The 25529-nt window shown below is 66.1% G+C and carries 27 protein-coding genes; 21 read left to right on the plus strand and 6 right to left on the minus strand.

Annotated elements, in window-relative coordinates:
- The first annotated feature begins 1 nt into the window (after position 1).
- The 7 genes from cbiQ to ACFYWI_RS13315 all read left to right on the plus strand — a co-directional run bounded on the left by cbiQ (position 2) and on the right by ACFYWI_RS13315 (position 5669).
- On the plus strand, positions 2-763 hold the full coding sequence (cbiQ, locus tag ACFYWI_RS13285) for a cobalt ECF transporter T component CbiQ (protein ID WP_389229951.1): 762 nt from the start codon (positions 2-4) through the stop codon (positions 761-763).
- Entirely contained in the window at positions 760-1536 is a 777-nt protein-coding gene (locus ACFYWI_RS13290) for an energy-coupling factor ABC transporter ATP-binding protein (RefSeq protein ID WP_389229954.1), read from the plus strand. The genes cbiQ and ACFYWI_RS13290 overlap by 4 nt, the downstream gene beginning before the upstream one ends.
- Complete coding sequence (locus ACFYWI_RS13295) at positions 1533-2012, plus strand: MarR family winged helix-turn-helix transcriptional regulator (protein WP_389229957.1); 480 nt, start codon at positions 1533-1535, stop codon at positions 2010-2012. Before ACFYWI_RS13290 ends, ACFYWI_RS13295 begins: the two co-directional genes overlap by 4 nt.
- Before the next feature lie 122 nt (positions 2013-2134).
- Positions 2135-2539, plus strand: coding sequence for an organic hydroperoxide resistance protein (locus ACFYWI_RS13300; protein ID WP_389230104.1), 405 nt, complete (start codon positions 2135-2137; stop codon positions 2537-2539).
- A gap of 155 nt (positions 2540-2694) precedes the next feature.
- Complete coding sequence (locus ACFYWI_RS13305) at positions 2695-3879, plus strand: serine hydrolase domain-containing protein (protein ID WP_389230107.1); 1185 nt, start codon at positions 2695-2697, stop codon at positions 3877-3879.
- A 120-nt stretch (positions 3880-3999) separates the two neighbouring features.
- Positions 4000-4872: a hypothetical protein gene (locus tag ACFYWI_RS13310; RefSeq protein ID WP_389229960.1), complete on the plus strand. Its 873-nt coding sequence runs from the start codon at positions 4000-4002 to the stop codon at positions 4870-4872.
- 86 nt (positions 4873-4958) lie between these two features.
- On the plus strand, positions 4959-5669 hold the full coding sequence (locus ACFYWI_RS13315; RefSeq protein WP_389229963.1) for a DUF4232 domain-containing protein: 711 nt from the start codon (positions 4959-4961) through the stop codon (positions 5667-5669).
- A 34-nt stretch (positions 5670-5703) separates the two neighbouring features.
- On the opposite strand, the gene ACFYWI_RS13320 is transcribed toward ACFYWI_RS13315, so the two are convergent.
- Both ACFYWI_RS13320 and ACFYWI_RS13325 read right to left on the minus strand, forming a co-directional pair.
- A complete protein-coding gene (locus tag ACFYWI_RS13320) occupies positions 5704-6489 on the minus strand; it encodes a DUF817 domain-containing protein (protein WP_389230110.1) in 786 nt (261 codons plus the stop codon).
- Between the two features lie 384 nt (positions 6490-6873).
- A complete protein-coding gene (locus ACFYWI_RS13325; RefSeq protein ID WP_389229966.1) occupies positions 6874-7461 on the minus strand; it encodes a flavoprotein in 588 nt (195 codons plus the stop codon).
- A gap of 133 nt (positions 7462-7594) precedes the next feature.
- Here ACFYWI_RS13325 and ACFYWI_RS13330 point away from each other — a divergent pair, with 133 nt between their 5' ends.
- The 7 genes from ACFYWI_RS13330 (at position 7595) to ACFYWI_RS13360 (ending at position 13654) form a co-directional block, all read left to right on the plus strand.
- Positions 7595-8779 (plus strand): helix-turn-helix domain-containing protein, encoded by a 1185-nt coding sequence (locus tag ACFYWI_RS13330; RefSeq protein ID WP_389229969.1) that lies wholly within the window; start codon positions 7595-7597, stop codon positions 8777-8779.
- 168 nt (positions 8780-8947) lie between these two features.
- A complete protein-coding gene (locus tag ACFYWI_RS13335; protein ID WP_389229972.1) occupies positions 8948-9313 on the plus strand; it encodes an ATP-binding protein in 366 nt (121 codons plus the stop codon).
- Positions 9314-9342: 29 nt separating this feature from the next.
- Positions 9343-9501 carry a hypothetical protein gene (locus ACFYWI_RS13340; protein WP_389229975.1) on the plus strand — a complete coding sequence of 53 codons (159 nt, stop codon included), beginning with the start codon at positions 9343-9345 and terminating at the stop codon, positions 9499-9501.
- Between the two features lie 554 nt (positions 9502-10055).
- Positions 10056-10343, plus strand: a complete 288-nt coding sequence (locus ACFYWI_RS13345) for a hypothetical protein (RefSeq protein WP_389229978.1) — start codon at positions 10056-10058, stop codon at positions 10341-10343.
- Positions 10344-10848: 505 nt separating this feature from the next.
- Entirely contained in the window at positions 10849-12099 is a 1251-nt protein-coding gene (locus tag ACFYWI_RS13350; protein ID WP_389229981.1) for a nucleotide sugar dehydrogenase, read from the plus strand.
- A gap of 30 nt (positions 12100-12129) precedes the next feature.
- The gene (locus ACFYWI_RS13355) at positions 12130-12288 is read left to right on the plus strand and encodes a hypothetical protein (protein ID WP_389229984.1); all 159 of its coding nucleotides are present in this window, start codon (positions 12130-12132) and stop codon (positions 12286-12288) included.
- Positions 12278-13654, plus strand: a complete 1377-nt coding sequence (locus ACFYWI_RS13360) for a glycosyltransferase (protein WP_389229987.1) — start codon at positions 12278-12280, stop codon at positions 13652-13654. Before ACFYWI_RS13355 ends, ACFYWI_RS13360 begins: the two co-directional genes overlap by 11 nt.
- Before the next feature lie 416 nt (positions 13655-14070).
- Here ACFYWI_RS13360 and ACFYWI_RS13365 read toward each other — a convergent pair whose 3' ends face one another.
- A complete protein-coding gene (locus ACFYWI_RS13365; protein ID WP_389229990.1) occupies positions 14071-14532 on the minus strand; it encodes an NUDIX hydrolase in 462 nt (153 codons plus the stop codon).
- A 527-nt stretch (positions 14533-15059) separates the two neighbouring features.
- Here ACFYWI_RS13365 and ACFYWI_RS13370 point away from each other — a divergent pair.
- From ACFYWI_RS13370 to ACFYWI_RS13385, 4 genes are all read left to right on the plus strand, one after another.
- A complete protein-coding gene (locus ACFYWI_RS13370) occupies positions 15060-15965 on the plus strand; it encodes a restriction endonuclease (protein ID WP_389229993.1) in 906 nt (301 codons plus the stop codon).
- Between the two features lie 231 nt (positions 15966-16196).
- On the plus strand, positions 16197-16511 hold the full coding sequence (locus ACFYWI_RS13375) for a hypothetical protein (protein ID WP_389229996.1): 315 nt from the start codon (positions 16197-16199) through the stop codon (positions 16509-16511).
- 228 nt (positions 16512-16739) lie between these two features.
- Positions 16740-17348 (plus strand): hypothetical protein, encoded by a 609-nt coding sequence (locus ACFYWI_RS13380; RefSeq protein ID WP_389229999.1) that lies wholly within the window; start codon positions 16740-16742, stop codon positions 17346-17348.
- 4 nt (positions 17349-17352) lie between these two features.
- Positions 17353-17940, plus strand: a complete 588-nt coding sequence (locus ACFYWI_RS13385; protein WP_389230002.1) for a hypothetical protein — start codon at positions 17353-17355, stop codon at positions 17938-17940.
- A gap of 872 nt (positions 17941-18812) precedes the next feature.
- On the opposite strand, the gene ACFYWI_RS13390 is transcribed toward ACFYWI_RS13385, so the two are convergent.
- The 3 genes from ACFYWI_RS13390 to ACFYWI_RS13400 form a co-directional block, all read right to left on the minus strand.
- Positions 18813-19373 (minus strand): TerD family protein, encoded by a 561-nt coding sequence (locus ACFYWI_RS13390; RefSeq protein WP_389230005.1) that lies wholly within the window; start codon positions 19371-19373, stop codon positions 18813-18815.
- Positions 19374-19467: 94 nt separating this feature from the next.
- Positions 19468-20253 carry a serine/threonine-protein kinase gene (locus ACFYWI_RS13395; RefSeq protein WP_389230008.1) on the minus strand — a complete coding sequence of 262 codons (786 nt, stop codon included), beginning with the start codon at positions 20251-20253 and terminating at the stop codon, positions 19468-19470.
- A 365-nt stretch (positions 20254-20618) separates the two neighbouring features.
- Positions 20619-20864, minus strand: coding sequence for a hypothetical protein (locus tag ACFYWI_RS13400; RefSeq protein ID WP_389230011.1), 246 nt, complete (start codon positions 20862-20864; stop codon positions 20619-20621).
- Between the two features lie 2522 nt (positions 20865-23386).
- Between ACFYWI_RS13400 and ACFYWI_RS13405 the strand changes: the two genes are divergently transcribed.
- The 3 genes from ACFYWI_RS13405 to ACFYWI_RS13415 all read left to right on the plus strand — a co-directional run bounded on the left by ACFYWI_RS13405 (position 23387) and on the right by ACFYWI_RS13415 (position 24898).
- Positions 23387-23863, plus strand: a complete 477-nt coding sequence (locus ACFYWI_RS13405; protein ID WP_389230015.1) for a hypothetical protein — start codon at positions 23387-23389, stop codon at positions 23861-23863.
- Positions 23864-24148: 285 nt separating this feature from the next.
- Positions 24149-24508 (plus strand): hypothetical protein, encoded by a 360-nt coding sequence (locus ACFYWI_RS13410; RefSeq protein ID WP_376261894.1) that lies wholly within the window; start codon positions 24149-24151, stop codon positions 24506-24508.
- A 123-nt stretch (positions 24509-24631) separates the two neighbouring features.
- Positions 24632-24898, plus strand: coding sequence for a DUF6959 family protein (locus ACFYWI_RS13415; RefSeq protein ID WP_389230018.1), 267 nt, complete (start codon positions 24632-24634; stop codon positions 24896-24898).
- Positions 24899-25529 lie beyond the last annotated feature (631 nt).

Below are 25529 nucleotides of genomic sequence, written 5' to 3' on the forward strand. Positions count from 1 at the left end.
CATGGGGGCGGGCCACACCCACAAGCTCTACCGGCACGGGCACTCGCCGGTGCATGGTCTGCCCGCGCACTGCAAGCTGATCGCCGTGTTCGGCTTCGTGCTGGTCGTGGTCTCCACGCCGCGCGAGGCCGTCTGGGCGTTCGGGCTGTACGCGGTGCTGCTGGCCGCCGTCGCGGCCGTGGCCCGTATCCCCACGGGCTACATGCTGCGACGGATGCTCATCGAGATCCCGTTCGTCGCCTTCGCGCTGCTGATGCCGTTCGTCGTGCCCGGCGAGCAGGTCCAGGTGCTCGGCCTCTCGCTGAGCGCCCCGGGGCTGTGGGGCGCGTGGAACATCCTGGCCAAGGGGACGCTGGGCGTCGCCGCCTCCGTGATCCTCGCCTCCACGACCGAGCTGCGCGAGCTGCTGCTCGGACTGCAGCGGCTGCGCCTGCCCTCGATGCTGGTCCAGATCGCGTCCTTCATGATCCGGTACGGCGATGTGATCGCCGACGAGATGCGCCGGATGTCGATCGCGCGCCGGTCGCGCGGCTTCGAGGCCCGTGGCGTCCGCCACTGGGGGGTGCTCGCCACATCGGCCGGTGCCCTGTTCATCCGCTCCTACGAGCGCGGCGAGCGGGTGCACCTCGCGATGGTCAGCCGGGGATACACCGGCACCATGCCGGTGCTCGACCAGGTGCGCGCGAGCCGCGCCCAGTGGACCTGCGCCGCCGCACTGCCCCTGACCGCGCTCGCGATCTGTCTGCTGGGATGGACACTATGACCACCGCGCCCACCGCATCCCTGCCCACCGCATCCCTTGACGTCAGAGGCCTCGCCTACGCCTATCCCGACGGGCACCAGGCCCTGTTCGGCGTCGATCTGAACGTCGCGCGCGGTGAGCGGGTCGCGCTGCTCGGCCCCAACGGCGCGGGCAAGACCACGCTCGTGCTGCACCTCAACGGCATCCTGGGCGGGGGCGTCGGCTCGGTCGCCGTCGCCGGGCTGCCGGTCGTCAAGGCGAACCTCGCCGAGATCCGCCGCCGGGTCGGCATCGTCTTCCAGGACCCGGACGACCAGCTGTTCATGCCCACGGTCCGGGAGGACGTGGCCTTCGGTCCGGCCACGGCGGGACTGCGCGGCGCCGAACTTCAGGCGCGGGTGAGCGCGGCGCTGACCCGCGTCGGCATGGAGGGGTTCGCCGACCGTCCCCCGCACCATCTCTCGTTCGGGCAGCGCCGCCGGGTCGCGGTCGCCACCGTCCTCGCGATGGAGCCGGAGATCCTGGTGCTGGACGAGCCCTCGTCCAATCTGGACCCGGCCTCGCGTCGCGAACTGGCCGACATCCTGCGCTCGTTGGACGTCACCGTACTGATGGTCACGCACGATCTGCCGTACGCGCTGGAGCTGTGCCCGCGCTCGTTGATCCTCAGCGGCGGCGTGATCGCGGCCGACGGGCGTACGCAGGATCTGCTGTGCGACGAGGAGCTGATGCGGGCGCACCGCCTGGAGCTGCCCTTCGGGTTCGACCCGAAGTCCGTGACAATGTCCGTGTGAACCAGGACCAGAAGGGCACGACGGCTACGGCTTCGCTGCTGCTCGACGACCAGCTGTGCTTCGCGCTGTACGCGGCGCAGCGCGCCGTGACCGGCGCCTACCGGCCGCTGCTCGACGAGCTCGGCCTGACCTATCCGCAGTACCTCACCATGCTCGTGCTGTGGGAGCGCGGCGAGGTCGCGGTCAAGGAACTCGGAGCCGCGCTGCGGCTCGACTACGGCACGGTTTCGCCGCTGCTCAAGCGGCTGGAGGCGGCGGGCCTGGTGCGGCGCGAGCGCTCGGCGGCCGACGAGCGCTCGGTGCGGCTGCAACTCACCGGCGAGGGCGAGGCGTTGCGGGAGCGGGCCGAGCAGGTGCCGGCGCGGCTGCTGGAGAGTACGGGCCTTCACGCGCCCGAGATAGCCCGGCTGCGAACGGATCTGCACCGGCTGGCCGAGCGGGTGGCCGCCCCCGAGAATTCGGCTACCCCCGAGTAACAAAGCCCTCGCCCGCTCGGATACATTGTGCGCAAGGTATTTCTTCCAGTCAGCGGCATGCCTTGCCTTCACCTCGGGGACGCACCGTGAGCGAACAGGTCGACACTCGGCCGACGAAGATCATGTACGTGGCGGAGGCCACCGCGCACGGCGGTCGCGACGGCTATGTGACCAGCCACGACGGACAGATCGACCTGCGCCTCGCCATGCCGCCCGCGCTCGGCGGCGACGGCAAGGGCACCAACCCCGAGCAGCTGTTCGCGGCCGGGTACAGCTCCTGCTTCCACAACGCCCTGGTACTCGTCGGCCGCCGGGCGGGCGTGGACCTGACCGGCTCCACGGTCGCCGCGAAGGTGGGCATCGGCCCCAACAAGGAACAGAGCTTTGGGCTCGCGGTCGCGCTCAACGTCTCGCTGCCACTGGTCGACCAGGATCTCGCCGCGCGGCTGGTGTCCGCCGCGCACCTGGTCTGCCCGTACTCCAACGCCACCCGCGGCAACATCGACGTCTCCATCATGCTGAGCTGAGCCGCCCCGGCGGCCGGGCGGCGCCGACCGCATTGCACCATGGGGGGATGAGCGGGAGAACAGACGCGGTGGCCGCCCACGACGATCTCGTGACGGCGGCCCGCGGCACGGTGACGGACGCCGACGACCGAGCGGTGGACGTACGCGGCACAGCGATGGGCACACACGGCGCGGCGGCGGACGTACGCGGCACGGTGGCGGACGGCTTCGAAGCGGTCCGGGACGCCTTTGTGCGCAACTTCGAACAGCGCGGTGAGCGCGGCGCCGCCGTCGCCGTCTACCGGGACGGCCGCAAGGTCGTCGACCTGTGGGCCGGCACCCGGGACGTCGACGGAACCGAGCCCTGGGCCGTCGACACCGCGCAGGTCGTCCGCTCCGCCACCAAGGGCGTGGCCGCGGCCGTGGTCCTGCTGCTCCACCAGCGCGGCCAGATCGACCTGGATGCCCCCGTCAGTACGTACTGGCCCGAGTTCAAGGCGGCCGGCAAGGAGCGCGTCCTCGTACGCCAGCTGCTCTCGCACCGCGCCGGGTTGCCCGTGCTCGACCGCCCCCTCGCCCCGGCCGAGGCCGAGGACGGCACGACCGGCCCGGCCGCGCTCGCCGCCCAGCGCCCCGCCTGGGAACCCGGCACCGCACACGGCTACCACGCCCAGACCTACGGCTGGCTGCTCGGCGAACTGGTCCGACGGGCCACCGGCCGCACCATGGGCCGCTGGGTCGCCGAGGAGATGGCCCGCCCGCTCGGCCTGGACTTCTGGATAGGCCTGCCGCCCGAGGACGCCCACCGCGTCGGCCGGCTCGGTCCCGTCGACGAACCTGCCCCGGCCGACGGCGGTGGCCTGAGGCTCCGACCCAAGCGCGCCGTCGCCGCGGCCTACGGCGACCCGGCCTCGCTCACCCGCCGCGCCTTCGAGGCCATCGACCCGTTGCCCGACGAGAACGACCCGGCCTACCGGGCCGCCGAACTCCCCGCCTCCAACGGGATCTCCACCGCCCGTGCGCTCGCCCGCTTCTACGCCTCGACGATCGGCGAGGTCGACGGCGGACCCCGGCTGTTCGCCCCCGCCACCCTCGCCCTCGCCCGCACCGAGGAGTCCGCGGGGCCCGACCGGGTCCTGGTCGTACCCACCCGCTTCGGCCTTGGTTTTATGCTGCACGGACCCGCCTCGCCGCTGCTTGGCCCCGGCTCCTTCGGCCACCCGGGGCGCGGCGGCTCGCTCGGTTTCGCCGACCCCGAGTCCGGTGTCGCGCTGGGGTACGCGACCAACGGCATGCGCAAGGGAGTGACGGCCGATCCCCGCGCCCAGGCGCTGATCAGGGCGGTGCGTTCGGCGCTTTAGACGGCGTGCTGCTCGCGGTCGACGCAGACTTCCAGCACGTGCTCGCGGCCGAGGCGGCCGCCGAAGGCCAGGCCGTTCGGTGGCTCTTCATGCCGTTCGGTGGCTCTTCATACTGTCCGGATGGACATCCAGGCAATGGAGGACGCCCGCCGGTGGCTCGCGGAGGACGGCGTCACGCAGATCGGTACCGACGAGTGGACCGACGGCGAGGCCCTGGACCGCCGGCTCACCGCCAACGAAGTCGCCCACGACTGGGCGGGGGTGGTGTTCACCGACGAGCGCCTCGACGCGGCCGGGCAGCTGCGGCTGGCGTTCGGGCTGCTGGATCTGCTCGACGCATACTGGGTGACCTCCGAGATCCGGTGTGCCGACCAGGGCCCGGACGGCCCCCTGCCGGCCGAGGTGCTCTGGGACGGCTATCGGCGGCGGCTGGAAGCGCCCCAGGTGTCCGAGGCGGTCACCTACTCCCTGTGGGTCGACTGGTTCGAGGACCGGAGCACTTCGGCCACGGCCTTCGCCGAAGTGCTCGGCCATGACATCGAACAACTGATGACCGGGACCCCGGAGACCCTGCTCCGCCGGGCCCGCCGGGTCCTGGAGTGCTCGGGCCCGGTTCCCTGGCGGACGAAGCAGGCGGCCTACGGCGTCGCGACGCGGCTCCCGGCCCTGCACCCAGCTCTCTTCAAGGGCTTGCTGAGCAGCTATCACGACCTCTACGGAGACCTGCAACCGGACGCCGCGTCGGCCGTGCTCTCCGGACTGGACCTCCCGGCGGACACCGAGCACCTCGCGGAACTGCGCACCGTGCTCGCCGCCGGGCACAGCAACCACTACCGCAGCCCGGATGCGTGGGACCGCGCGCTACGGACGCGCTCGCAGGAGCTCTCCACCGGATCACCGTGCGGCCCGGAGGAGGACGGCGGCGAGGTGAAGTCCTGCCTGGTGGATGGTGGTGGCCTTGTCGCAGCGGGCGGTCCGAGACCTCGTGTGTGACCGTAGTGTCACAGACGCTCAAGGAGGTGAACCCCGGCAGGCGGCAGTGCCCTCTCCAGCGACGAGTGCCGGTGAGGAACCGGCACGTGAACTTCTACTACGGGGGCTTCATGCAGTACGGGACGGGTATCCGCAGAGCCGCGATGGCCATGGTCACCGCGTCGGCAGCGACACTGCTCATGACCGGATGTCAGCCAGGCGCGGACGCGGCAGAGACGACCGGCTCGCCGTCGGCTGCGCCGGCCGAGGCGGCAGGATCCTCCTCCGGTGCCCCGGCTTCCGCCGCTTCGCGACCCGCTGGGGACGCCTCTTCCACGGCCCAGGGCTCGGCAACCGGGTCGTCGTCCCCCACTGCGGGGAAGTGCGCCGTGACGGACCTCAAGGCGTCCATGTACCAGGCCGCCGTCCGGCCGCCGGGCACCGGAATCGGGGCGGTGGTCGTCGAGTTCACCAATATGTCCGGCAAGCCGTGCATCGTCCAGGGCCATCCGACCGTGGCGGGTGCGGGCAACGGTTCCCCGGAGCGCAACCGTCCGCTCAAGGTGACCCACACGGGCTCCGCGTCCGCGGTACGGGTTGCACCGGACGGGAAGGCATGGACGAAGCTGACGTTCGTCCAGGTCCAGGGTGAGGCCGACGGTTACTGCGCATCCGGATCCGAGCCCCTCCTCTACCCGACCCTGGTGGTCGGCGTCCCGGGCGCCGGAGCACACCAGCTCGCCCTGAAGGACGGCTCTCTGGCCGAGTGCGACGACAAGGTGACCGTCACCGCCGTATCCGCGGCAAAACCCTCCTGACCACGCCGCACGCCGCGCCGCGCTGCCCCTCAGATCACCAGGCCGCCGGTACGGGACGGGCCCGGCCCGACCCCGCGCCGGCGGCCAGGACGAACGTGACCGTGATGAGCAGCGCCCACGCCCCGAACTTCGCGACGGACACGGGCTGCCAGCCCGCCAGCTGGTCCGGGTAGCTCCAGGCACCCGCGTACGTCGCGACGTTCTCGGCCACCCACAGAAAGAACCCGATCAGCACGAACGACAGCGCGAGCGGCATCCGGTACTCGTGCTCGCCCACCCGGTAGTGCACCCAGGTACCGGCGGTCGCGCACAGCAGCAGCGCCGCCAGAGCCCAGCGGACGTCGGGCAGCCAGTGGTGGCTGAAGAAGTTGAGATAGACCGCCCCGGCCAGCACGGCCATGATCCGCGGGCGGTAGCGGTCCAGCCGCAGATCGAACAGATGCCAGGCGCGGCAGACGTAACTGCCCACGGCCGCGTACAGGAAACCGCCGTACAGCGGCACACCCGCGACCTTGGTCAGGGCCTCCTCCGGATAGCTCCACGACCCCATCCTCACCTTCACCAGCTCGAAAGCCAGCCCGATCAGATGGCACCCCGCGATGACCGCGGTGTCGCGTGCGCTGTCCCACCCGACCTTCCTGGCCAGAACCGCAAGACCTATCCCGTACAGCAGCACCAGGTCGTAGCGGGCGACCGGCAGTTCGGGCAACGGACCCGAGACGGCGATGCCGGCGACGAGCGCGACGGCGAAGGCGCAGCAGCGGGCCTGCAGCAGGCCGAAGCGGACCAGCTGACGCGTCCAGTGCGAGATCGTGACCATGGGGGAGAGGACGCACGCCGGGTGCCCTGCGGTTCGCTCCGGCCCATGGCGACCGCCTGTGACCAGGGGAATGCAGCCGCGGTCGGCCACGGTGCGCGGCGCCGCGGCGACACGCACCGCCCGTCTGCCGTCGCCGACGGGGACGGTCAACTCGCCCTGAGTATCAGGCCGATACCGACCACCATCAACGCTGCCGCCGCGATCCGCGGTGCGCCGAAGCGTTCCTTGAAGAACACCGCGCCGATCGCCGCGCCCACGATGATCGATGTCAATCCTTGCTGAAGCAGTAATTGGTTCCCTGGTCAGCCCAGGGATGGAACGCCGACCAGTCGGCGGCGAGGCGAACGGATGCATCAGGACCGGTGGCCACGTTACGAGCGGGGGTCAGGGAGACCGCTGGTCGGTGGCCTGTGTCCCACCCGCATCGCGTCGGCCGACGACTGACTCTGCGGCGGCGAGGGCGAGGTGCCATGGATACGCGTCCGGTCGGCCTTCACCCGGCTTGTTCGGAACGAACCCGCCTTCTCCGTACAGCACGTGAACGCCCATGGCGCGGAGGGTCGCAATGCTCTGGTTGAACTGGGTGTGCTGCACGTATGCGGCGTTGACGCAGGGCATCGTGATCACGCGGATGCCCTTGCCGGTTCCCTCGGCCACGAATCCGACCACGAACTTCTCTGTGATTCCCAGAGCCCATTGATTGATCGTGTTGAACGTCGCAGGGGCCAGCACGGCAACGTCCGCCGGCGGCCATACGTCAGGGTCCTTGGGCAGCTTGTAGCGGCTGCGTACAGGGTGCCCGGTCAGCTCCTCCAGGGCGGGCACTTGGTCGTCCAGCCAGCGGGCGGCAGTGGGCGTGAGCCCCAGACAGACATCCCACCCCGCCGTCTGTGCCTTTTCGATGACACCGGCGACATTGAGCACCGGAGGGGCCGCGCTGCCCAGCAAGTACAGGACTCGGTTCGCAGTCATGACCGCAGTCCACCTTGGATGTTCGGGCTCACGCAACTGCGGACAGCTGAGCCCCTGGAGAGGGTTCGCCGTTCCCCGTACTGGTGGGACGGGTAGCGTTTCCCGTGAGCGCGCCACGGAATGGAGCCCTGCAATGCCTCTCACCGAAGGTGAGCACACAGGCACCCGGATCGCGTACCACCGCAAGCGGGCCGGGCTGACCCAACGCGGGCTGGCTCAGAAGATCCCGTACTCGTACAGCCTGCTCACTCAGGTCGAGAGCGGCCACAAGCCTGCGAGTCCTGACCTGGTCGCCACGGTCGCCAAGGTGCTGTGTGTCGACGTCACGTCGCTGACCGGTCAGCCGTACGTGACCGAACTGCAGCAAGATCGTCTGGCAGAACTGGTCCGGCCCATCAGGGAAGCACTGGATCTCTACGACCTGGGGCCAGATCCCGCGATCACACCCCGCCCCGCGTCTCAGCTGGTGGCGGTGGCCGAGAACCTGTGCCGCCTGGTGCGGGCGACGAAGCTCCATGACGCTGCGCTCGAACTTCCCGAGGTCATCGCCGAAATCACCACTGCCGCTTACAGCGCGCCGTCTTCGGAAATCTGGGCGGCGCTGTCCAGTACGTATCGCACTGCCCATGACGTGACGGTGAAACTCGGCTACTACGACCTGTCCACCGTGGCGCTCGATCGTATGGACTGGGCCGCTTCGCGGGCGTCTGATCCCTTGCTGGCGGCGGTGCGGCAGTACATGCGGGCGCTGGTGTACTTCAGGGAAGGCGAGTACACCATCGGCCAGCGCCTCATCGTGGCTGGTCAAAACACCCTGGGTCAGGCTCAGCCATCTCGGGAACGCTTCGCCGTGGCGGGTCAACTCCACCTCGGTGCATCGATCATCGCTGCCCGCGCTCATGACCACAGTGAAGTCACGGCACATCTGGCGGAGGCACGCGCGTATGCGTCCCGTGTAGGCGAAGCATCGGATGTGCTGTGGCTGTCGTTCGGACCGACCAATGTGAGGGTTCACGCGGTATCGGCCCACATCGAGATGGGTTCGTTCGGCGAAGCACTGCGCCAAGCCGAAGAGGTGCGCATTCCGAATGACTGGGCCGTGTCCCGGGCTTCCCACTTCCACGTGGACCGAGCTCGCGTCCAGATGGAGGCCGGCCGCACCGAAGCTGCGCTGAAGTCCCTCATCACGGCGCGGCGGTTGGCTCCGCAGCAGACCCGGTACCACGCGGGAGCTCGAGAGACCATCCGTGGTCTGGTGCATCTGGCTCGACGCACTCCCGACACTCTTGATCACTTGGCCGCCTGGGTGGGGCTGTAGGACTCTTGCCCCTGGCCCCCGACTTTCACTGAACTGTGAAAGTCGGGGGCTTTGTGTTTCGCCAGCATGGTTGAACAGCCGGTTTACCAATAACCGGAACCAGAGGTGGGCGACATGCAGGCGAATGAGCAGCCGGTGGTACGGCGCTGGACTCGTCATCCAGCAAGCGTGGGAAGAGCGCGTTCCGAGTTAAAGAAGGCGCTGGCCAATTGGTGCCTCAACGCGGTCGAGGACGCGGCACTGCTGGTGCTGTCCGAGCTGGTCACCAATGCAGTTCGGCATGCACGCGTTTCGCCGGGGCGCGAGATCGAGACGCGGTATCTGCGTGAGGCAGACGGTGTCCGCATCGAGGTTCACGACGCCGCCGACGAACGTCCCACAGCCCGCCTACCGGGAGACTCCGGCGGCTGGGGCCTGGGCCTCGTCGACGAGTTGGCCGACCGGTGGGGCGTCGACGATCGGAATGGGGTCGGCAAGTCGGTCTGGGCCGTGCTGACTGCCACAGCCGGGGATGAGTCGCGATGGCTCGGGTGATGGCGCTCCGGGTGCGGCGTGGGGACTGGGTGAGTGCACACGGACAGTGGCGGGAGGTCAAGGCGGTCCGCTCCGACCGCTTCACATCGGGCGGCCAGCAGGTGGTCTTGGTCTTCAAGGCGGGCCCTGCGCTGCGGGTGAATGCGGCCGATGTGCTGGCGGTGGATCGCCGTGGCCGGACTGTGTGAGTCAAGCCGAGAGGAGGGCGTACGTGATGGTGGCAAGGACGGTGATGCGCTTCGTGGACTGGGTGTTGCAGCCCGACACTTCTGGCAGCGGCCCGATCTTCGAGGCCGAGTGCACGACGTGCCAGGAGTCGTCAGGAGCCGCTGACGACAAAGAGCAGCCAGAAGTGTGGTGCCTGCGACATGCGGGCCGATACGGGCACACGGGCTTCCGAGCCGTAACGACGACGTTTTTCCGGGCGACGCGGGCCGAGAGCGGCGGTGCCGACTCATGAAACAGCGATTATTCGCGTTCGGGATCGTCGTGTTCTGGCTAGCGGTGTACGTGCCGTTGGCGGTGATCAGCGATCCCTGCTCGTCAGCCCGCTAACTTCCGGTTCTCATAAGCCGGTTGCGGGCCGGACCGCCCCTCTCGCCTGGACAGCATTCGGGGCGGTCCGGTTCGGGATGCAGATGCAACCCGGTGCCGATGGTACCGGGGACTTCGTCGTGCTCACGCCTGGTGAATCCCCGATGGTCAGAGTCAAGCCAGTGCGTGGGGAAGGGACTTGAGACAGATGCACGACCCAGAGGACGCGGGTTTCGAGGACGAGGCGTTCGACCCTGACGAAGTGGTTTGGGTGCGTGGGGTGGACTACGTGGCGGGATGGCGGGACGCGACTGATGCCGGCGGGGAGCTGGCAGATGCGCTGGCGGCGGCTGGGTTCGACACGGCGGGGCTCGAGTGGCAGGCCAAGGCGAATGCGGATGGGTCCGGGGCGGTGCGCTTGGTGATCTCGGCGGCAGCGGCTCATGACGTGGCGGCACTGGTGCGAGCGGTTGCTCGGCTGGGCAAGGTCAGCTGAGCCACTGCGCTGCATGTGCTCTGCATGGGACGGAAGCTGAGGCGGCCGCCCTGGAGGTACTGCACTCATGCACTGTCTTGGTTTGTTGCCCCTGCCGTCGACCGCAGGCGTACGGGACGTATGAGCGGCGTGTGATGGCGCGCGACGGTAGCAGTAGAGCGCATACGGGGGCGCGCGTGGCCGATCACGCTACTGCTCGAATGTCGCGAAACGGCAACGAGGCTTCCGTGACCCTGGGATTTGTTGAACCCTTAAGCGTGACGCGAGGGGAAAGTGTGAACATCATTTTGCGTAGCTATCGCATGTCCGGGTGAGGGGCCCTGGACCCGGCTGCTAACTGCCGGGGAGTCATGAGGCGGCCGCCGCCCGACGGCAGAGATCGAGCCGCCTCGCTCCACATCAATGCCGTACCCGATGTTGCGGATGCCTGCAGTTCAGCTGTCCGCGCTCGGGACGCCGTCCTTCGCCGCGTCATGTGCGGGGCGAACAGCTCAGAGGATTCGTCATGCAAGTCTGCGTTTTAGGCCAGGGCTATGTAGGCCTGCCGTTGGCCCTGTGCGCTGCAGAGGCCGGGCACACAGTGGTTGGCTATGAACTGGACCCAGTCCGCTGTCGTCAGCTCGGGGCCGGTGCCTCCTACGTCGAAGACATCCCGTCCGCTCGATTGGCCGAGGCTTTGAGCTCCGGTGCCTACATACCCAGCAGTGACCCGGACGCGGTCAAGGGTTTCGACATCGCGATCATCACGGTGCCGACACCGCTCACCGATCGTGCCCCCGACTTGAGCTGCGTTCGTGATGCTGCCCGGACCCTCGCTCCGCGCCTAGAGCCGGGTGCGACGGTCGTTCTGGAGTCCACGACCTATCCAGGCACCACCCGGAATGTGCTCCTGCCCTTGCTGGAAGAAGGATCCAGGCTCGCAGCCGGCCAAGACTTCCATCTCGGCTTCAGTCCTGAGCGCATCGATCCCGGCAACACCACCTGGACCCTGGTGAACACACCCAAGATCGTCGCCGGTCTCAGTGAACCCTGCCTCAACCGAATCAAGGCTTTCTACGACTCTGTCGTCGAGGTCACCGTGCCAGCCTCCGGCCTGGAAGAGGCTGAGCTCGCCAAGGTGTTTGAGAACACCTTCCGTCACGTCAACATCGCCTTGGTCAATGAGCTCGCCAAGCTCGGGCATCTGTTGAACATTGACGTTGGCAATGCGTTGGACTGCGCTGGAACCAAGCCCTTCGGCTTCATGCGCTTCACCCCGGGACCGGGCGTGGGTGGCCACTGTTTGCCTATCGATCCCGTGTACCTCTCCCATCACGTCCGCCAGGAACTGGGTGAGACCTTCCGCTTCGTTGAACTCGCCCAGGAGGTCAACGAACGCCAGCCCGTCTACGTCGTCGACCGCCTCCAGGATGCCCTCAACCGGCGCTCCAAGTGCCTCAACGGCTCGCGCATCGTCGCCCTGGGACTGTCATACAAGCCCGGCACGTCGGATACCCGCGAGTCACCCGCCCGCAATGTGATCGAACTTCTGCAAGCCCGCGGCGCTGCGTGCACCGTCATCGATCCACACGCTGGCCCGAACACCGGATTCCCGGTCAAGCCGCACCTGGACGCACGAGAACTCGCCGACGCTGACGCCGTGGTGGTCCTGACCGATCACCCCGAGTTCGACCCTCATCTTGTCCGCGCACATGCCCCCTATGTGCTCGACACCCGCCGGACCATTCCTCCCGGCGCGCACATCGAGCATCTATAGCCGACCTGACCTGAAAGGACATCACATCCCATGTACGGCAAGGGAACTCTGGCGCAGACTGGCGTCGGCTTCACCATTCTGGGGGTCTCAGCATCCCTGAGCCTTCTGGCAGCCACCGCCGTTGCGCTGATCCTCGCGGGAGGCCTCGGCTACCGCTACGCCACCAGGAAGAAGCGGTATGCCGGCTAAGTCATTACGTAATGGTCTGCAGACCGCAGCCACCGTAATGGTGATGGGAGCGGTGGCCGCGTGGGCCGCCGCTACCCACTCCATCAACCACGTCTCCGGGCTCTTCCTGGGGATTTACTACATCTTGCTCACGGCGTCAGTGCTGCTCTACATGGTCCTGGCCGCCTATCCCATGCGCAGCCGCTACAAGCGCGCCGCTCCGGGACGTGTCGTTGCCATCATCCCGTCGTACAACGAAGAAAACATCGAGGGCCTCTACGCCACGGTCTGGTCACTGATCAACCAGTCCCGACCGGTCGCGGCGGTTCACGTTGTTGACGATGGATCGGCCGTTCCCGTAGTCCCGTTCGACCACCCATTGGTCACCTGGCATCGACAGCCCAACGGCGGAAAGCGCGCCGCTCAGGCCACTGCGATACGCCACATACAGGGACACGGCGAGTCCTTCGACTACGTACTGACCGTTGACTCTGACTCCGAGGTTCACAAAGACGCCGTCTGGCAGATGCTCCGGGTCATGAACGACAAGCGTATCCAGGCCTGCACGGGAACAGTCCTTGTGCGCAACCGACATGACAGCCTGCTGGCCCGCCTGTCTGACCTGAACCTGTTCATCTTCTGCGTGCTCAGCCGCGGACTGCGCTCCGCGCTGGGGGTCGTCAACCCCACCTCGGGGGCGCTGTCGATGTACCGGGCGCCAGTCTTCTTCGACAACCTTGACCACTACCTGGCTTCCGGTAAGGACGGTGACGACCGACAACTCTGCGACTACGCGCTGATGCGAGGCCGCGTCGTTTCTGTGTCACGCGCCTACGTCACCACTGACATGCCCGACACCATCAAGGGCACCTATCGACAGCGCCTGCGCTGGGGCAAGTCGGGATGGCGATTCATCCCTTGGGAACTGACCAACCTGCCCAAGGCTTCGTTGGTGACGCGGCTGATCGAAGTGTGCACCGAGGCCCTGCTGCCCATCCTGTACATCGGCCTTGCCGTCAACGTCTGGCGCAGTGGTAGCGCAAGCTTCCTCCCTCATGCTTTCGCAACAGCAGCCGTGTTCCTGCTGGCCGAGACTCTGTTCTACGCGATCCTCAGGCCTGGCCTGAGCCGTATCGAGCGCCTGACAGCTCCGCTGCTCGTACCCCTGTACACGCTGATGATGTTCTTCGTGGTGTACCCGGCCAAGTACTGGTCCATCACAAAGATCAAGTCGGACAGTTGGCACACACGAGAGCCGTCGCTAACAGAGTCCCCTCAACACGGACGACACAGGGCCCGGACCCAGGCAACTACGACAGCCAAGCTCCTCGATCCATATACCGAGCAGACGCTGGAAACGACGCTCACAATCCGTGTAGGGCAATAGGAGTAGCAGAGCCCCTCGCTGGCCTGAGCTGGACGACACGAAGTCGAGACCGTCATCGAGTGTCACTGCCGAGCGCGCTGGGCTGCCCGGCAGTGACACTCTTCGGGAGCTTGGGAATCACGGCACGCGGGCCGCCGCCGACGCCTGCTTTGTAAGTTCGCCCCGCCCCTTCGGCGACCTGCGGTGCGTCTCCTCTGAAGACGCCTCGGGAGCGCTCGCGGGCCACGCCTGTTCGCCAACGTCCGGCCTCGTTGATGTCAGCTGGTGATGTCAACTGCCTCGGAGTGCGGACGTCGTTACTGCTGTTCTCCGGGTGCAGGCATGGTCCGTCCAGTCTCGCAGATCCTCCGCCCCCGCCCAGGCCAGACCGGTGGGAGGGTGGTCCCCCTCCCCCGTCAGGCCCGATGTTGGTGACCTCAGTGCTGGATCAGGCCGCCGACCGGGACGCGAGCGACGTGGCCGGTAGCCGGAACGGTCTGCGCCAGGGCAAGGCCGATGTCGACCAGCGATGACCGGCGCAGACGAGCCACCTCGGGGATCGGAGTCCAGACCGACTCGGCGGTTTCGCCGTTCGGCTCAGGCCGCAGTTGGCCGCCAGTGATACGGGCCCGGTAGAAGATGCCGACATTCTGGTGCTCGGATAGGCCGGGCAAGGGGCGATCGGCCGCGGGGACAACCCTCGAGTCCACACCCAGCAGGCGTTCGACCACCGCGTCGCACCCGGTCTCCTCAGCAACCTCCCGGATCACCGCATCGAACGGATCCTCCCCGTGCTCGACCCTTCCGCCCGGAAGAGTCCAGCTTTCTGACACGTGATGGGCGAGCAGCACCCGCCCGTCCTCGATGCACACGGCGTACGCCGCCAGCCGGAAACTCATCCCCGCAGGGTGCGTCAAGCCTCGCGCAGAGGCAAGGTCAGGAGTCGAGAACTGACCGGGCTGGTTTCTGACCTGGGTCTCATCACGGCCGGCCCCGCCCACCTGCGGCGGGCAGTCGTCACCTGTCGTCGTTGGTCGGCCATGAGCGGCCTTCGACGGCCGCGAGACGGCCCGACTGACCGGCCGGGGGCCGATAAGTCAGGTGCTTAGAAGAGAGTGGTCCTGTTCTGGGTAGCCACGGCCCTGACCTGCTACTTAGGGGCTCAAGAGGGATTCACCGCAGCCTTCGCTACCGCCCATCCACCGGAGGGCAGAATTCCGGCCTACTCCGGTTGACTGCCGCAGGTCGATGCCCGCGGTTGCCCGGGGCGATCGCGAGCACGGCCACCGTTGACCGTCGTCGAGGTCTCCCGCGCTGGCCTGTCTCGAAGGCCGCCGTCGACAGAGTGCCGACGCGGTGGTTGTACACCTTCCCTTCTGTCAACATGAGTGACTCGTTGTCACCGCAGTGCAGTTGGGGGTCGGGCGTGGCAGTTCCCAAGTTCCACGAGTTCATGCTGCCGATTTTGCGCCACTTGGGCGACGGTGAGCCCAGGCACTGGCGGGAGCTTCGCGAGAAGTGCGTGGCCGAGTTCGGTTTGTCCGACGAGGACCGGGTCGAGGCCACTCCGGGTGGGCGACGGCGGTTGGACAACCGCGTGTTGTGGGCGAACACATACCTCTTCCAGGCTGGCCTTGTGCATCGCCCCCGGCGCGGGCAGGTACAGATCAGCGATCGTGGTCAGAAGGTGCTCCTTGAACGACCGCTGATGATTGACCTCGACTACCTCGCGCGCTTCCCCGAGTACCAGGAGTTCCGGAATCGAACAAGGCAGCAGGACGGCGACGAGCCAGCTGCCGATGCTGAGGTGTCTGAGCAGGTGACGCCGCTGGAGAGCATGTCAGCGGCGGTTGCGCAGTCCACGGCAGCGCTACAGGGCGAGATCTTGCGGCGCGTTCTGGCGCAACCGCCCGAGTTTCTGGAACATCTGGTACTCAAGTTGCTTACGGCGATGGGCTATGGGGGCCAGGCCGGCGCCGTTGAACACCGTGGTCGATCACATGATGGTGGTATTGATGGCATCATCCGACAGGATCCGCTTGGCATTGACCGGGTCTACCTTCAGGCCAAGCGGTATACCGACACGGCCGTTGGGCGGCCGAGCGTGCAAGCGTTCGTCGGGGCTCTTCACGGGGTGCAGGCTGACCGCGGTGTCTTCATCACCACGAGCACGTTCAGCCCGGAAGCCCGTGAATACGTCGAGCGCATTCCGAACCGGATCATCCTTATCGATGGCGCGCGGCTGGCGGAGCTCATGGTCTTGTATGACGTGGGGGTGCAGGTGGAACAATCTTTCACCCTGAAGCGCATCGACGAGGATTTCTTCGAATAGCCCACGACCCTGCCCAGTGACAAGACCGCTGAAAGGCACGCTTTCCAACTGTGTTGGTGAGGTGATGGGTTGGGTGCGGGGGCGTTCACCTGGGTTCATGGGCGGCTGGCCGCCGGTGTGGGGACGGCTCCGGGTCCCGCCTGAACGGCCGTGAACGGCGCTGAATGAGACGGAAACTGAGACGGCCGGCGGGGCCGGGCTCGTTAGCATCTTCGCTGTTGAAGGGGAGCCATGGCACTGGTCAGCAAGGGATCGCGACGGATCGTTGTCGACGGCAGGGTCTACCGCTGGCGGCTGCGGGACCGGCCGACGTACTGCCAGGGGCTGGCCTGGTCGCCGTGTACGTTCGCGGTGGAGCATGCGAACACTCCGGGGACGACGCTCGTGGTCATCACCGACCAGCCGCATCCGAGCAACTGGATCGGCCGCGAGGCTGAGCCTGTACTGCTGTCCGGTGTCGCCGCGGCTGTTCGGCTCGCCTTGCGTGAGGGTTGGACTCCGACGGCTCCGGGCTCCTCGTTCCACCTTGACCACTCCACTGGCTAACGTCCTCGTCCTGAGCGGTGTAGAGAGTGAGCACCGTATAGGAGTTCGATCCGCGCCCGCCCCTGACGGGGTCGTCGGCTGGTTCGGCGGTCGCGGGGGCGCTGCTGTATGCCGAGCAGAAACGGCAACTGAACCTCTGTCGACAGGGTGAACGCGGCTGGGCTTGCTCAACCGCTGATGTTCCTCAAGTCGGGGTCCAACGCGGTTGCTGCTGGGCATCATCGGGCCATGTCAACGGGTGTCATCGCGATCATCATCGCGTCAGTCAGTGCCCTCTTCACGGGGGCCAACATGCTCGTCTCAGCCCTGACATACCGCAGGGTGAGGCCGCGTGTACGCCTCAAGGTGGCGTGGACCCTGATAGGTCCGGACTCGACGCGGAAGGCGATGGAGGGCAACGGACGCTTCGGCTTTGAGCTCCAGTTGTGGAACCTGAGCCCAACTCCGGCCAAGGTCCGGGGTCTTCAGTTGATCACCCGACACCCCGAGGGCGAGCCCACACGGTGGGACGCCTTCCGGCCCGACAGCTCCAAATTCATCGACCTTGTCCATGAAGTGCCCATCCCTCTGGAGAATGGCAAGGGAATGATGGTGGAACGGGGCAAAGAGCTTCCCGCGTTCGGTGGGCTGCACTGGGACGTCTTGGACGACTGGGTGACTATCCCCGGTACCCCCTGGGAATACCTGACCTTTCAAATCACGCTCACCAACGGCGAGAAGCTACGTGGCGAGTGGTATCACCGCGAACGTTTGCGGCTGTACGCCGATGAGGTCGGGAAGCTGTTCTCCGAGAAGCCGATGGGATTCCTGATGCTGACAACCTCAGAGAAAGACTGACGCTATGGCTGCTGACTGGTGGGCCCGAGGTATCGCCATCGCTGCGGCAGTTGCCACGGCCTTGAACATGAGCATTGCTGCCATGACGTATAGGCGCGTAAGGCCGCAAGTTCAAGCCAACGCCATGTGGGGGCTGCTAGGAGAAGTTGAAGACGCCAAAAAAGGTAACGCCATTTTTGGTTTCCGGCTGCACGTCAAGAACCTCAGCCCCACATCGGCCAAGGTCGAGAGTGTTCACGTCGTGAGCTGGATGCCGCTACGTCATCCGCTCAAGAAGCTGATACGCAAGCCTTGGCTGAAGCGGCTCGTTCCGGTCTACCAAGAGATCACTGTTCCCCGCCTCAAGACTGCTCGTGCCTCCAAGGCTCCGGACATGGAGCTTCCGGCCTTTGGTGGGTTGCGGTGGGAGATCCCCTACGACTTTGACTCCATCTCGCCTGTCCCCGGTTGGGCTTCCGTGACAGTTGTCGTACGGCTGACCAACGGTGAAGAGGTGCGCGGTAAGCGGGTTTCCCGCAGGGCTCTCGTCGACCAGGTCGGCAGGTTGAACGGCTACTTCCCGGAACTCAGCTTGTCGTCTCCCTCCGTGTAGCAGGACGTCGCTGGCTTGGGTGCCAGCTCTCGCCCCGGTTAGCCGACCTAGACCCTAGATGTGGTGTTTGCCTAAGCTGATTTACATATGTCCAGGGGCGTCCGGCTCAACGGCAGAAGTCGGACCAGGAGGGCCAGGGGCTCTGGAGAGGGCGGCTCAAGGCTTCCAGATGCGGGAGGAACCCCGTGAAGCGACTCTGAGGGTCATCCCTGGTTGAAGAGGGGGCAGCACCCCCACCGGCCTCAGCCACGGTGCAATGCCGTCGATGGGAGCAAGCCGCGCCGGCCGGGCCGTGGGGACGGAGCAGGCTTGACCGCCTGGCGAAGCCCTCAGCTTGGGAATCACTGAGCCATTCTGGCCGATCAGTGCCCTGACCAGCGGAAGGCACAGGCCAGCCGGGCAACAGCGAAGTCGTGCCGTGACCGCTGCTGACCTCTATTCGCCTCTTGTTCTGGCACGCATCTGGCACGGCTCTCGCTGGGCGGTGACGGTGGCTGCTGTACGTCAGTGCTGTACCGGGCGCGGGGGCTAGCCCGCCCGCTCGGTCGAGGGTCAAGTCGCTGCGGGTGGGTTCGGCTCGCCACATGGCTGCCAGCTGGGGGTAGGACTCGATGAAGCGGCGCATCTCTACGAGTGCGGCAACCCTGGGCGCGCCGATCTCCTCGTAGCCCAACCCGGTGTCCTGAGGGCCGATGCTGTCGAGATCAGCCCATGCCGGGTCCTCTGTAAAGATGAGTTGCAGCTCCACCTTCCAGTACTTCGGCTGCCATTGGGGATCGCCGCGCTCTCCTGCGTCGTCGACCGCGAGGAGTCGCCCGAAAGAATGACTGCGCAGGCTGGTCGTCGCTCCAGTCCCTCCCGAGCCGGTGCTGCTAGAGGAGCGGCAGGATCGCTGGCATCAGGTCCTGGAAGGTACGGCCGTTGGCTGGGTTGCCGAGAGCCGTCATCCGCCAGCTGTCCCCGGCCCGGTGCACCTTCGCCATGATCTGAACGGTGTACTTGCCGCCGCCGTCCAGCGTGTAGCGGGCGAGCTCCTGACCATTGGTCTCGTCGACCAGGCGGCAGAAGACGTTCTGCACCTCCTGGAACGTCTGGCCGGTGAAGGAGTTCACCGTGAAGACGATCTGGTCGATGTGGACCGGCACCCGCTGCAGGTCGACCAGGATCGACTCGTCGTCGCCCACCAGGTGGCTACCGGTGTGCCGGACCGAGCCGTCGTCGCTGACGGTGTGGCGGAAGAACACGACGTCGACAGGCACCTTGCCAGCGAACAGTACCGCCGACGTGTCCAGGTCGATCTTCCGGTTCCGCTTGCCGAACAGTCCGCTGCGCGGCGCCGCCTGCCAACCGAGGCCCATCCGCAGCGCGGTCAGGGAGCCGTCGCCCTGCTTCTCCAGGCTGATGGCCTGCCCGTTAGAAAGATTCACTGTCACGAGCGGCCCCCGGGTCTCTTCTGTGAGGCTCCCCAGTTTGCTCGTGACCTTGTTTTCCTCCGGTGCAGGCGGTGCCAGGGACGGGGATGGCGCGCTAATCAAGGCCAGTGCCTCGGCGGTGGTCGGGCGCTTGGCCGGGGCCTTGTCCAGCAGCCTGGTGATCAGTGGCGCGAGATGGCCGGCGCGCTGCGGCGGCTGGGGCTGGAAGGCCAGCACAGCCATCAGCGTCGCGCCCGGGGTGTCGCGCAGGAACGGCGAGACGCCCGAGGGAGAACAGGTCGCTGGCAGGTTGTCCGTCCTTTCCCTCGACGCGCTCAGGGGCGATGTACTCCGCTGAGCCGATGACCAACCCGGTCGCAGTCAAGGCCGTGTCGGCCTGGTGGACGGCGATCCCGAAGTCGGTGATCAGCACCTCGCCGTTGTCAGCGAGCATCACGTTGGCGGGCTTGACGTCCCGGTGCACGATCCCGGCCGCGTGCGCCGCATCCAAAGCCTTGAGCAGCGCCGTGGCGATCTTCCCGGCGTCGTCGGTGGAAAGCGGTCCCCGCGTGTTGAGTTGGTCCTCCAGCGAGTGCCCGACGACAAGCTGCATCACGGTCCAGGAGACTTCATCCTCGATCACCACGTCGTGCACGGCGACGATGTTCGGGTGGTCGCGCAGTGCGGCGGCTTTGCGGGCCTCACGTGCGGCACGGACTAACCGCTCGGCCCGTTCTGTCTCGGAGACCGTCGACGGTAGCCGGACTTCCTTGATCGCCACGTCTACATGGAGGGTCTCGTCGTACGCCTTCCACACCTGCCCGAACCCGCCGGACCCGAGTCTGTTTATCAGTCGATACCGGGCGCCGATCACCCGGTCTGGCTGTCCCCCTAGCGCCACGTTCCCAGGCCCCCGCCCAACTCGGAGTTCGCTGCGACTGCAGGGTAGCGGCCGTCCCGCTCACCCTGCGGCATTTCTGCGGGAACTCCTACAGGAGGCTGGGCGGGCGGGCTGTGCGGGGAGGTGAGAGGCCAGCATCGACGGGCGGGCTCTGGGCGTTTCAGCAGGTTGTAAACGGGACGCACCCGATCGCTGGGCCTTCCTTGATGATGGTGCAATGCAAGATCTTTCGCCGGTAGCTCTCAGCGGATCTCATGATGCCTCAAGGCTGCTGACACTTGCTTTGTAAGTTCGATCGGACGGGCGTCACGCCACTAGGAGACGCAGGACGCGTGGTCGTCGCGGGCCAGTTGTGGCTGCTGATGTCAGGCGTGGATGTCAGGGCGGGGGCAGGGATCCTCAGAGATCTGCCGCGCCAGCTCGTCGACGACCTGCGGTACGACTCGTTGAGCGTCTTCGTCTCGCAGGGCCTCGATAAAGGCCTGACGGACTACCGCGTACGGCTGCCCGGAGTGACCGGCACGGGTTCGGTTGACTGCCCGCTCGATCTTCGCCATGTGGGCCGCCACTATCGGCATTGCCTTCTCGTACTCGATCGGGTCCGTGGCCATGGACCCAGCCGATCAGTGTGCGCTGACGGCGTCAAGGCCGGCGGTGTGCCCTGACCTTAGGAATCACTCGCCCAGCGAGGGTAGAACCGGCGCTGACGTGGCAGAACGGTCCGCCTGTGTTTCCCTGATGGGGTTCCGCAGCAGACCCCAACTGACTTTAGTTTGCCGCCTGATCGGGCGCGCATCGGGCACGGGCAAGGCTCTGTCGCAGCGTCGCCAGTCGCTGGTCCTCCGAGCATGTGGCAGCCTCAGGCCCCGGGGTGACCGGAAGCCACAAGGAGGGTCTACCACTCCAGGTTTCAGGGATACTTGCGGCGTGGCAGGAGATACCTTCTGGGTTGCATGCTTGACAGGCTTAACTGCGATCGCTGCCAGCGGGGTAACCAGCAAAGGCAACAGGCAAGCTGCTCGAGAACAAGCGCAGCTCTCTGCAGCTGCTCAACACCGCGATCACCTTCGGGATCTTCGGCGCACAGCTTACCTAAACCTGATTCAACATGCTCAGTCACTCGCCCCGACGGAAAGGGCTGTTTCACATCTCTCTCGGACCCCCGTGAGTGAGGAGCGGAACGAAGACCTTAGAAGACATCTCGATACAGCCCGAAAAGGTCACTACGAATTCCTCGGATTTATGCGTGTGATATCACTTGAAGGACCAGCTCAGGTCAACGAGTGCGCCGAGGATCTAGGAAATTTCATAAATCAGTACTGTGTGACCCTCGAAAGTCTAATCAATGGGGACCAGGGCGCTCCAGTGCGCTTGGCCGCTGTTTTCGAGGAGGCTGCGCATGCACTGCAACGCTTCATAGAGGAAGCCGGTGTCGCGCTCCAGGAGACTTAGCACGCTCCAACTGGCACAGTACTCAGCCTGCCGCCTGCCGCGCCCTGTCGTCTAAGGAAGAGGGCTGCGTTAGGCCCGCATACTTCGTGATGACGAACTCAGCCTGCGCTGGCCCACCGATTAGCTGCTTAGGAAGCTCTCATAGCCCGAGAACTCACCGCTGGCCGCACCCAATGACATCTGCTTCAGGAGTTCAATCAGGGGCAGCTGGGCCGACCCCCTTATGGGACTACCCATGCTGCAGGGGACCGCTCAAGGTTGCTGACTTCCAGCGTCGTTGACCTCAGTGGGATGTCAGAGGCTGCAGACTGGCGGTTCAGTCTCCTACGCTGCCTCCCGCCTTTGGCGCCCTCCACCTATGCAGCAGCGGCGCCCCGTACCGTCGCCAAACGTCGTTCCACTGCCCGAGGTGCCCAAAGATGGCCATAAGCGCCATCCCGAAAACTACGTAGTAGATCCACGCAGCCCAAACAAAAGCCGTAATGTCCCCGTCAACGATCCGCCAGGAGTCTGGTGTGAGAAGAAGAAGCGGCCAGAGCCAGTAGTTACCCAGGTACCCCTCCCAGCACGCCGACCAGACCAGATAGCCACAGAGCAGCGACAGAAGAGCCCTGCCGATCAACTTTGCCCCCGATACAGGGTGGACGTCTGCTTCGCTCACGAGCTGCCCCCTCCCATGCATGACATGCGGCGCAACTTACATGAGGCAGGGAGGGGCCAGCGCCAGCCTGCACCAACCGCCTAACACTCGTTCAGAATCTGATCAGTAGCACTCAGCGGATCGGTCAGCGGCGGTCATGACGGCGATCGTGAGGTCCACGAGTGGTCGCTGGAGATTCAATACCTCTCTGCCGGACGGCAACTGTCGTGCTGATCACTGCCTTGTAAGCCTGGCGCGGAGCCCGGACCGGTTTTGGCTGGTCAACAGACGTACAACCGCACTGAGCCTGTCGGCACGCTACTGTGCCGCCGCACGCCCCCACTTACCGCGGCTGACTGCTCGATCTGGCACGGATCTGGCACGCGCGCCGGCCACCCCGACTGCCGTATCGCTGTACCCGTCATGCATGACATACCGGGACAGGCGGTCGTGCTACATGGCTTGCCGTTCTCTTTCCTGATGAAGGTCATGCACGTGGGCGGTAAGGGTGCCGTCGTGCTGCTCGTAGTGGGAGAGCGACTGCGTCACTTTCGACGCTTACGCGTCTTCGCCTTCTTCGCTGCTTCCGTGCGCTTCTTGATGGTGTACGTAGACCAGTCGCCGCGGTGAAGATCGCACCTTGATGCGTTCTCCATGGCCAGTCGTCGGCACCTGGTGCCTTTCTGCGTCAGCGCTCCACACCTGGACTGCGTTCGAGCCACGATCCCCACCCCTGGTCTCGGCTGTCGTGCGGACAGGCCCAGGGTCGCCGGGTGTAAGCCGTGGGCGGAAGGCGCACTGCTGCACGAACCGGAGCACGCCGGGTCAAGCCGGTTGCTCGGGGCGCATTCTTTCCAAGTCTGTTGGCGGGTCGCTGGGGATCGTTCAGCGGCTTCAACTGCGTACATGCCGGGTCCGCGCGGAAGATGCGCCACCCCGTTGTACCGCCCTGGACGGCTCCGTACGGCGATGAATGAGACGGAAACTGAGACGGCGCTCCGCTGGGTGGGCTGATCCGAAGGCGGTGGCTACGGTCGAGCCATGGAGTGGATTGCCCTTGCTAGTACCGTAGTTGGAGCGATGATCGCGACGGGCTCCGCGGTGCTCCTTGACCGTCGCCGCTGGCAGCGGGAGCGCTCGGACCGGGAAGTACAGATACGTCGATCCCTGTATGGCGACTACCTAGCGTGTCTCTCGGAGGCGCGGCACGCATGTGGGAACGTGGCACGGGACCCAGAAATGGATCTCGCGGCGCGTCGCAGAACGGCTCGTGAGGCGTTCGGACCATGCATCGGGTTGCGGTACCAGATGACCATCATTGCGCCGGCCCGTGTGGTTGAAGCTTCAGAGAACGCCTTTCGTCGCCTGCGCGATCTCCGTGACCGCGTGATGGACGGCATTCTGGTCACTGAACAGCGATACCTAGAGGAGCGCCGTCGGTACGACGAGGCTCTGGCTGCGCTTCGGGCTGGCATGAGGAAAGACCTGAGCGTCGATGGAAGCGGCGTTGAGACCTGAGCTTGGGAATCACCGTGCTTCTGGGCGTAGTTGGTGACCTGACCAGCGGCAACGGGTGCCAGGGTGAAGCCTTGGGCTCTCCCTGGCACCCGCTGTTGACCGTGGCTTACCGACCTGTCGGGCACGCATCGGGCACGGACACCTTCTGATCCGTAGCTCTAGCGGGATCGGTCAGCGGGGGTCATACCGGCCGCTGGGCGGGCCCGGAGGGACGCTACCGTGCGGGGGCGGTTACTAGGGTTGCGGTACCTGGCTGCTGTACCGCACGATCCAAACGGGGTGACCATGGAACGGCATGTGCTGGAATCGCTGTTGATCGGTGATGACGAGGCGTCCCTGATAGCTCTGGCCGCCCTCCGCAGCGGCGCCCCCTACTCGGTGGAGGAGCGGGTACAACCCACTGGTGCGCATGCCGGAGTCTTCAGTCGCCGACTTCAGCGCATGCGGATGCGCGGACTCGAACCTCTTGGCCTGGAGCGAGCAGTGCAGCTCATCCGCGAATATGACCGACCTGTGCGCACAGCGCTGATCGATCCTGGCAATCGGACACGGTTCACCCTGCTCTTCCTTACCGAGGACGGCAGCGCACTCGTGGCCTGCGCTAGCTGGCCACTGCCACTGGTTGCCAGGAAGCCGCCGCTTTAGGAGTTCGATCGGATGGTCGGCGTAGGGCCTCTGTCGGCGTGCTTGCGCGCTGCTGGCGTTCGCCCAACGCTGCCCGCATCCACAGCCGTTGATGTCCACTGGCGATGTCAGTTGGATGGCCGCATGGAACGTGTCGAAGCTGAGCTGTTGACGGACGGCGGGAACAAGGCCGTGATGCGTCTTTCACCCCGCCGGTTCCCTGGTGTTCTGATCCAGGGCGACTCCCTCTCCATCCTCCGCAGCGAAGTTGCTGAACTGGTGGAAGCCTGCGACCAAGGCGACATCGCCGGCGCCCGGGAAGCCGTCGGCCTTCTGCTCGCCGACCTCGATGAGCTCCTGGCGCGATACGCCGCTGCTCTGGAGGCTCACGAGATCCCACGGCCGTACTGATCGCCAAGACCTGACTTGGGAACACCGAGCTCGGTGATCACAAGATCACCTCTGACCTGGGGAGACAAACTGGGGCGCCGACCTAAGCGGCTCCGGGAGACCCCTCATTGACCGTGACTGCGATCGGGCACGGTCGCAGACGGACCGGCGTGCCAGTGTGATCGACTGGTCTGGCGCGAGGAGGGCAAGGCTGCAGCCAGCGCAGTTGTTCACCAGCGATTTTCCAGGCTGCCGGTTCTCTGCAGGAGCATTTTCCACCAACCCGCAATTTGCCAGCCGAATCCGTTCTTTGGCAGGAGTCACCAGGAATCACGGTCATTGGTCTGCCGCATCGGCCGCACAAAAGCGGGCTCAAGTTGTCAATCCGTGCAGCACTCAGGTCCAGAATCGATCGTCTCAACGATCCAGCTGAGAAGGCGAGTTGACGGGTGGTACAACTATCATCAGTCTTACTCATCACTCGGAGGAATAGCGTGGCTACTCCGTCTCCGCAGACTCCGTCGGGCGGGGGCCAGACTCCGCCGGGTCAGCCGTCTCCGTCGGGCGGGGGCCAGACTCCGCCGGGTCAGCCGTCTCCGTCGGGCGGGGGCCAGACTCCGCCGGGTCAGCCGTCTCCGTCGGGCGGGGGCCA

Source organism: Streptomyces sp. NPDC002889 (genome assembly GCF_042888425.1).
Taxonomy (GTDB): Bacteria; Actinomycetota; Actinomycetes; order Streptomycetales; family Streptomycetaceae; genus Streptomyces.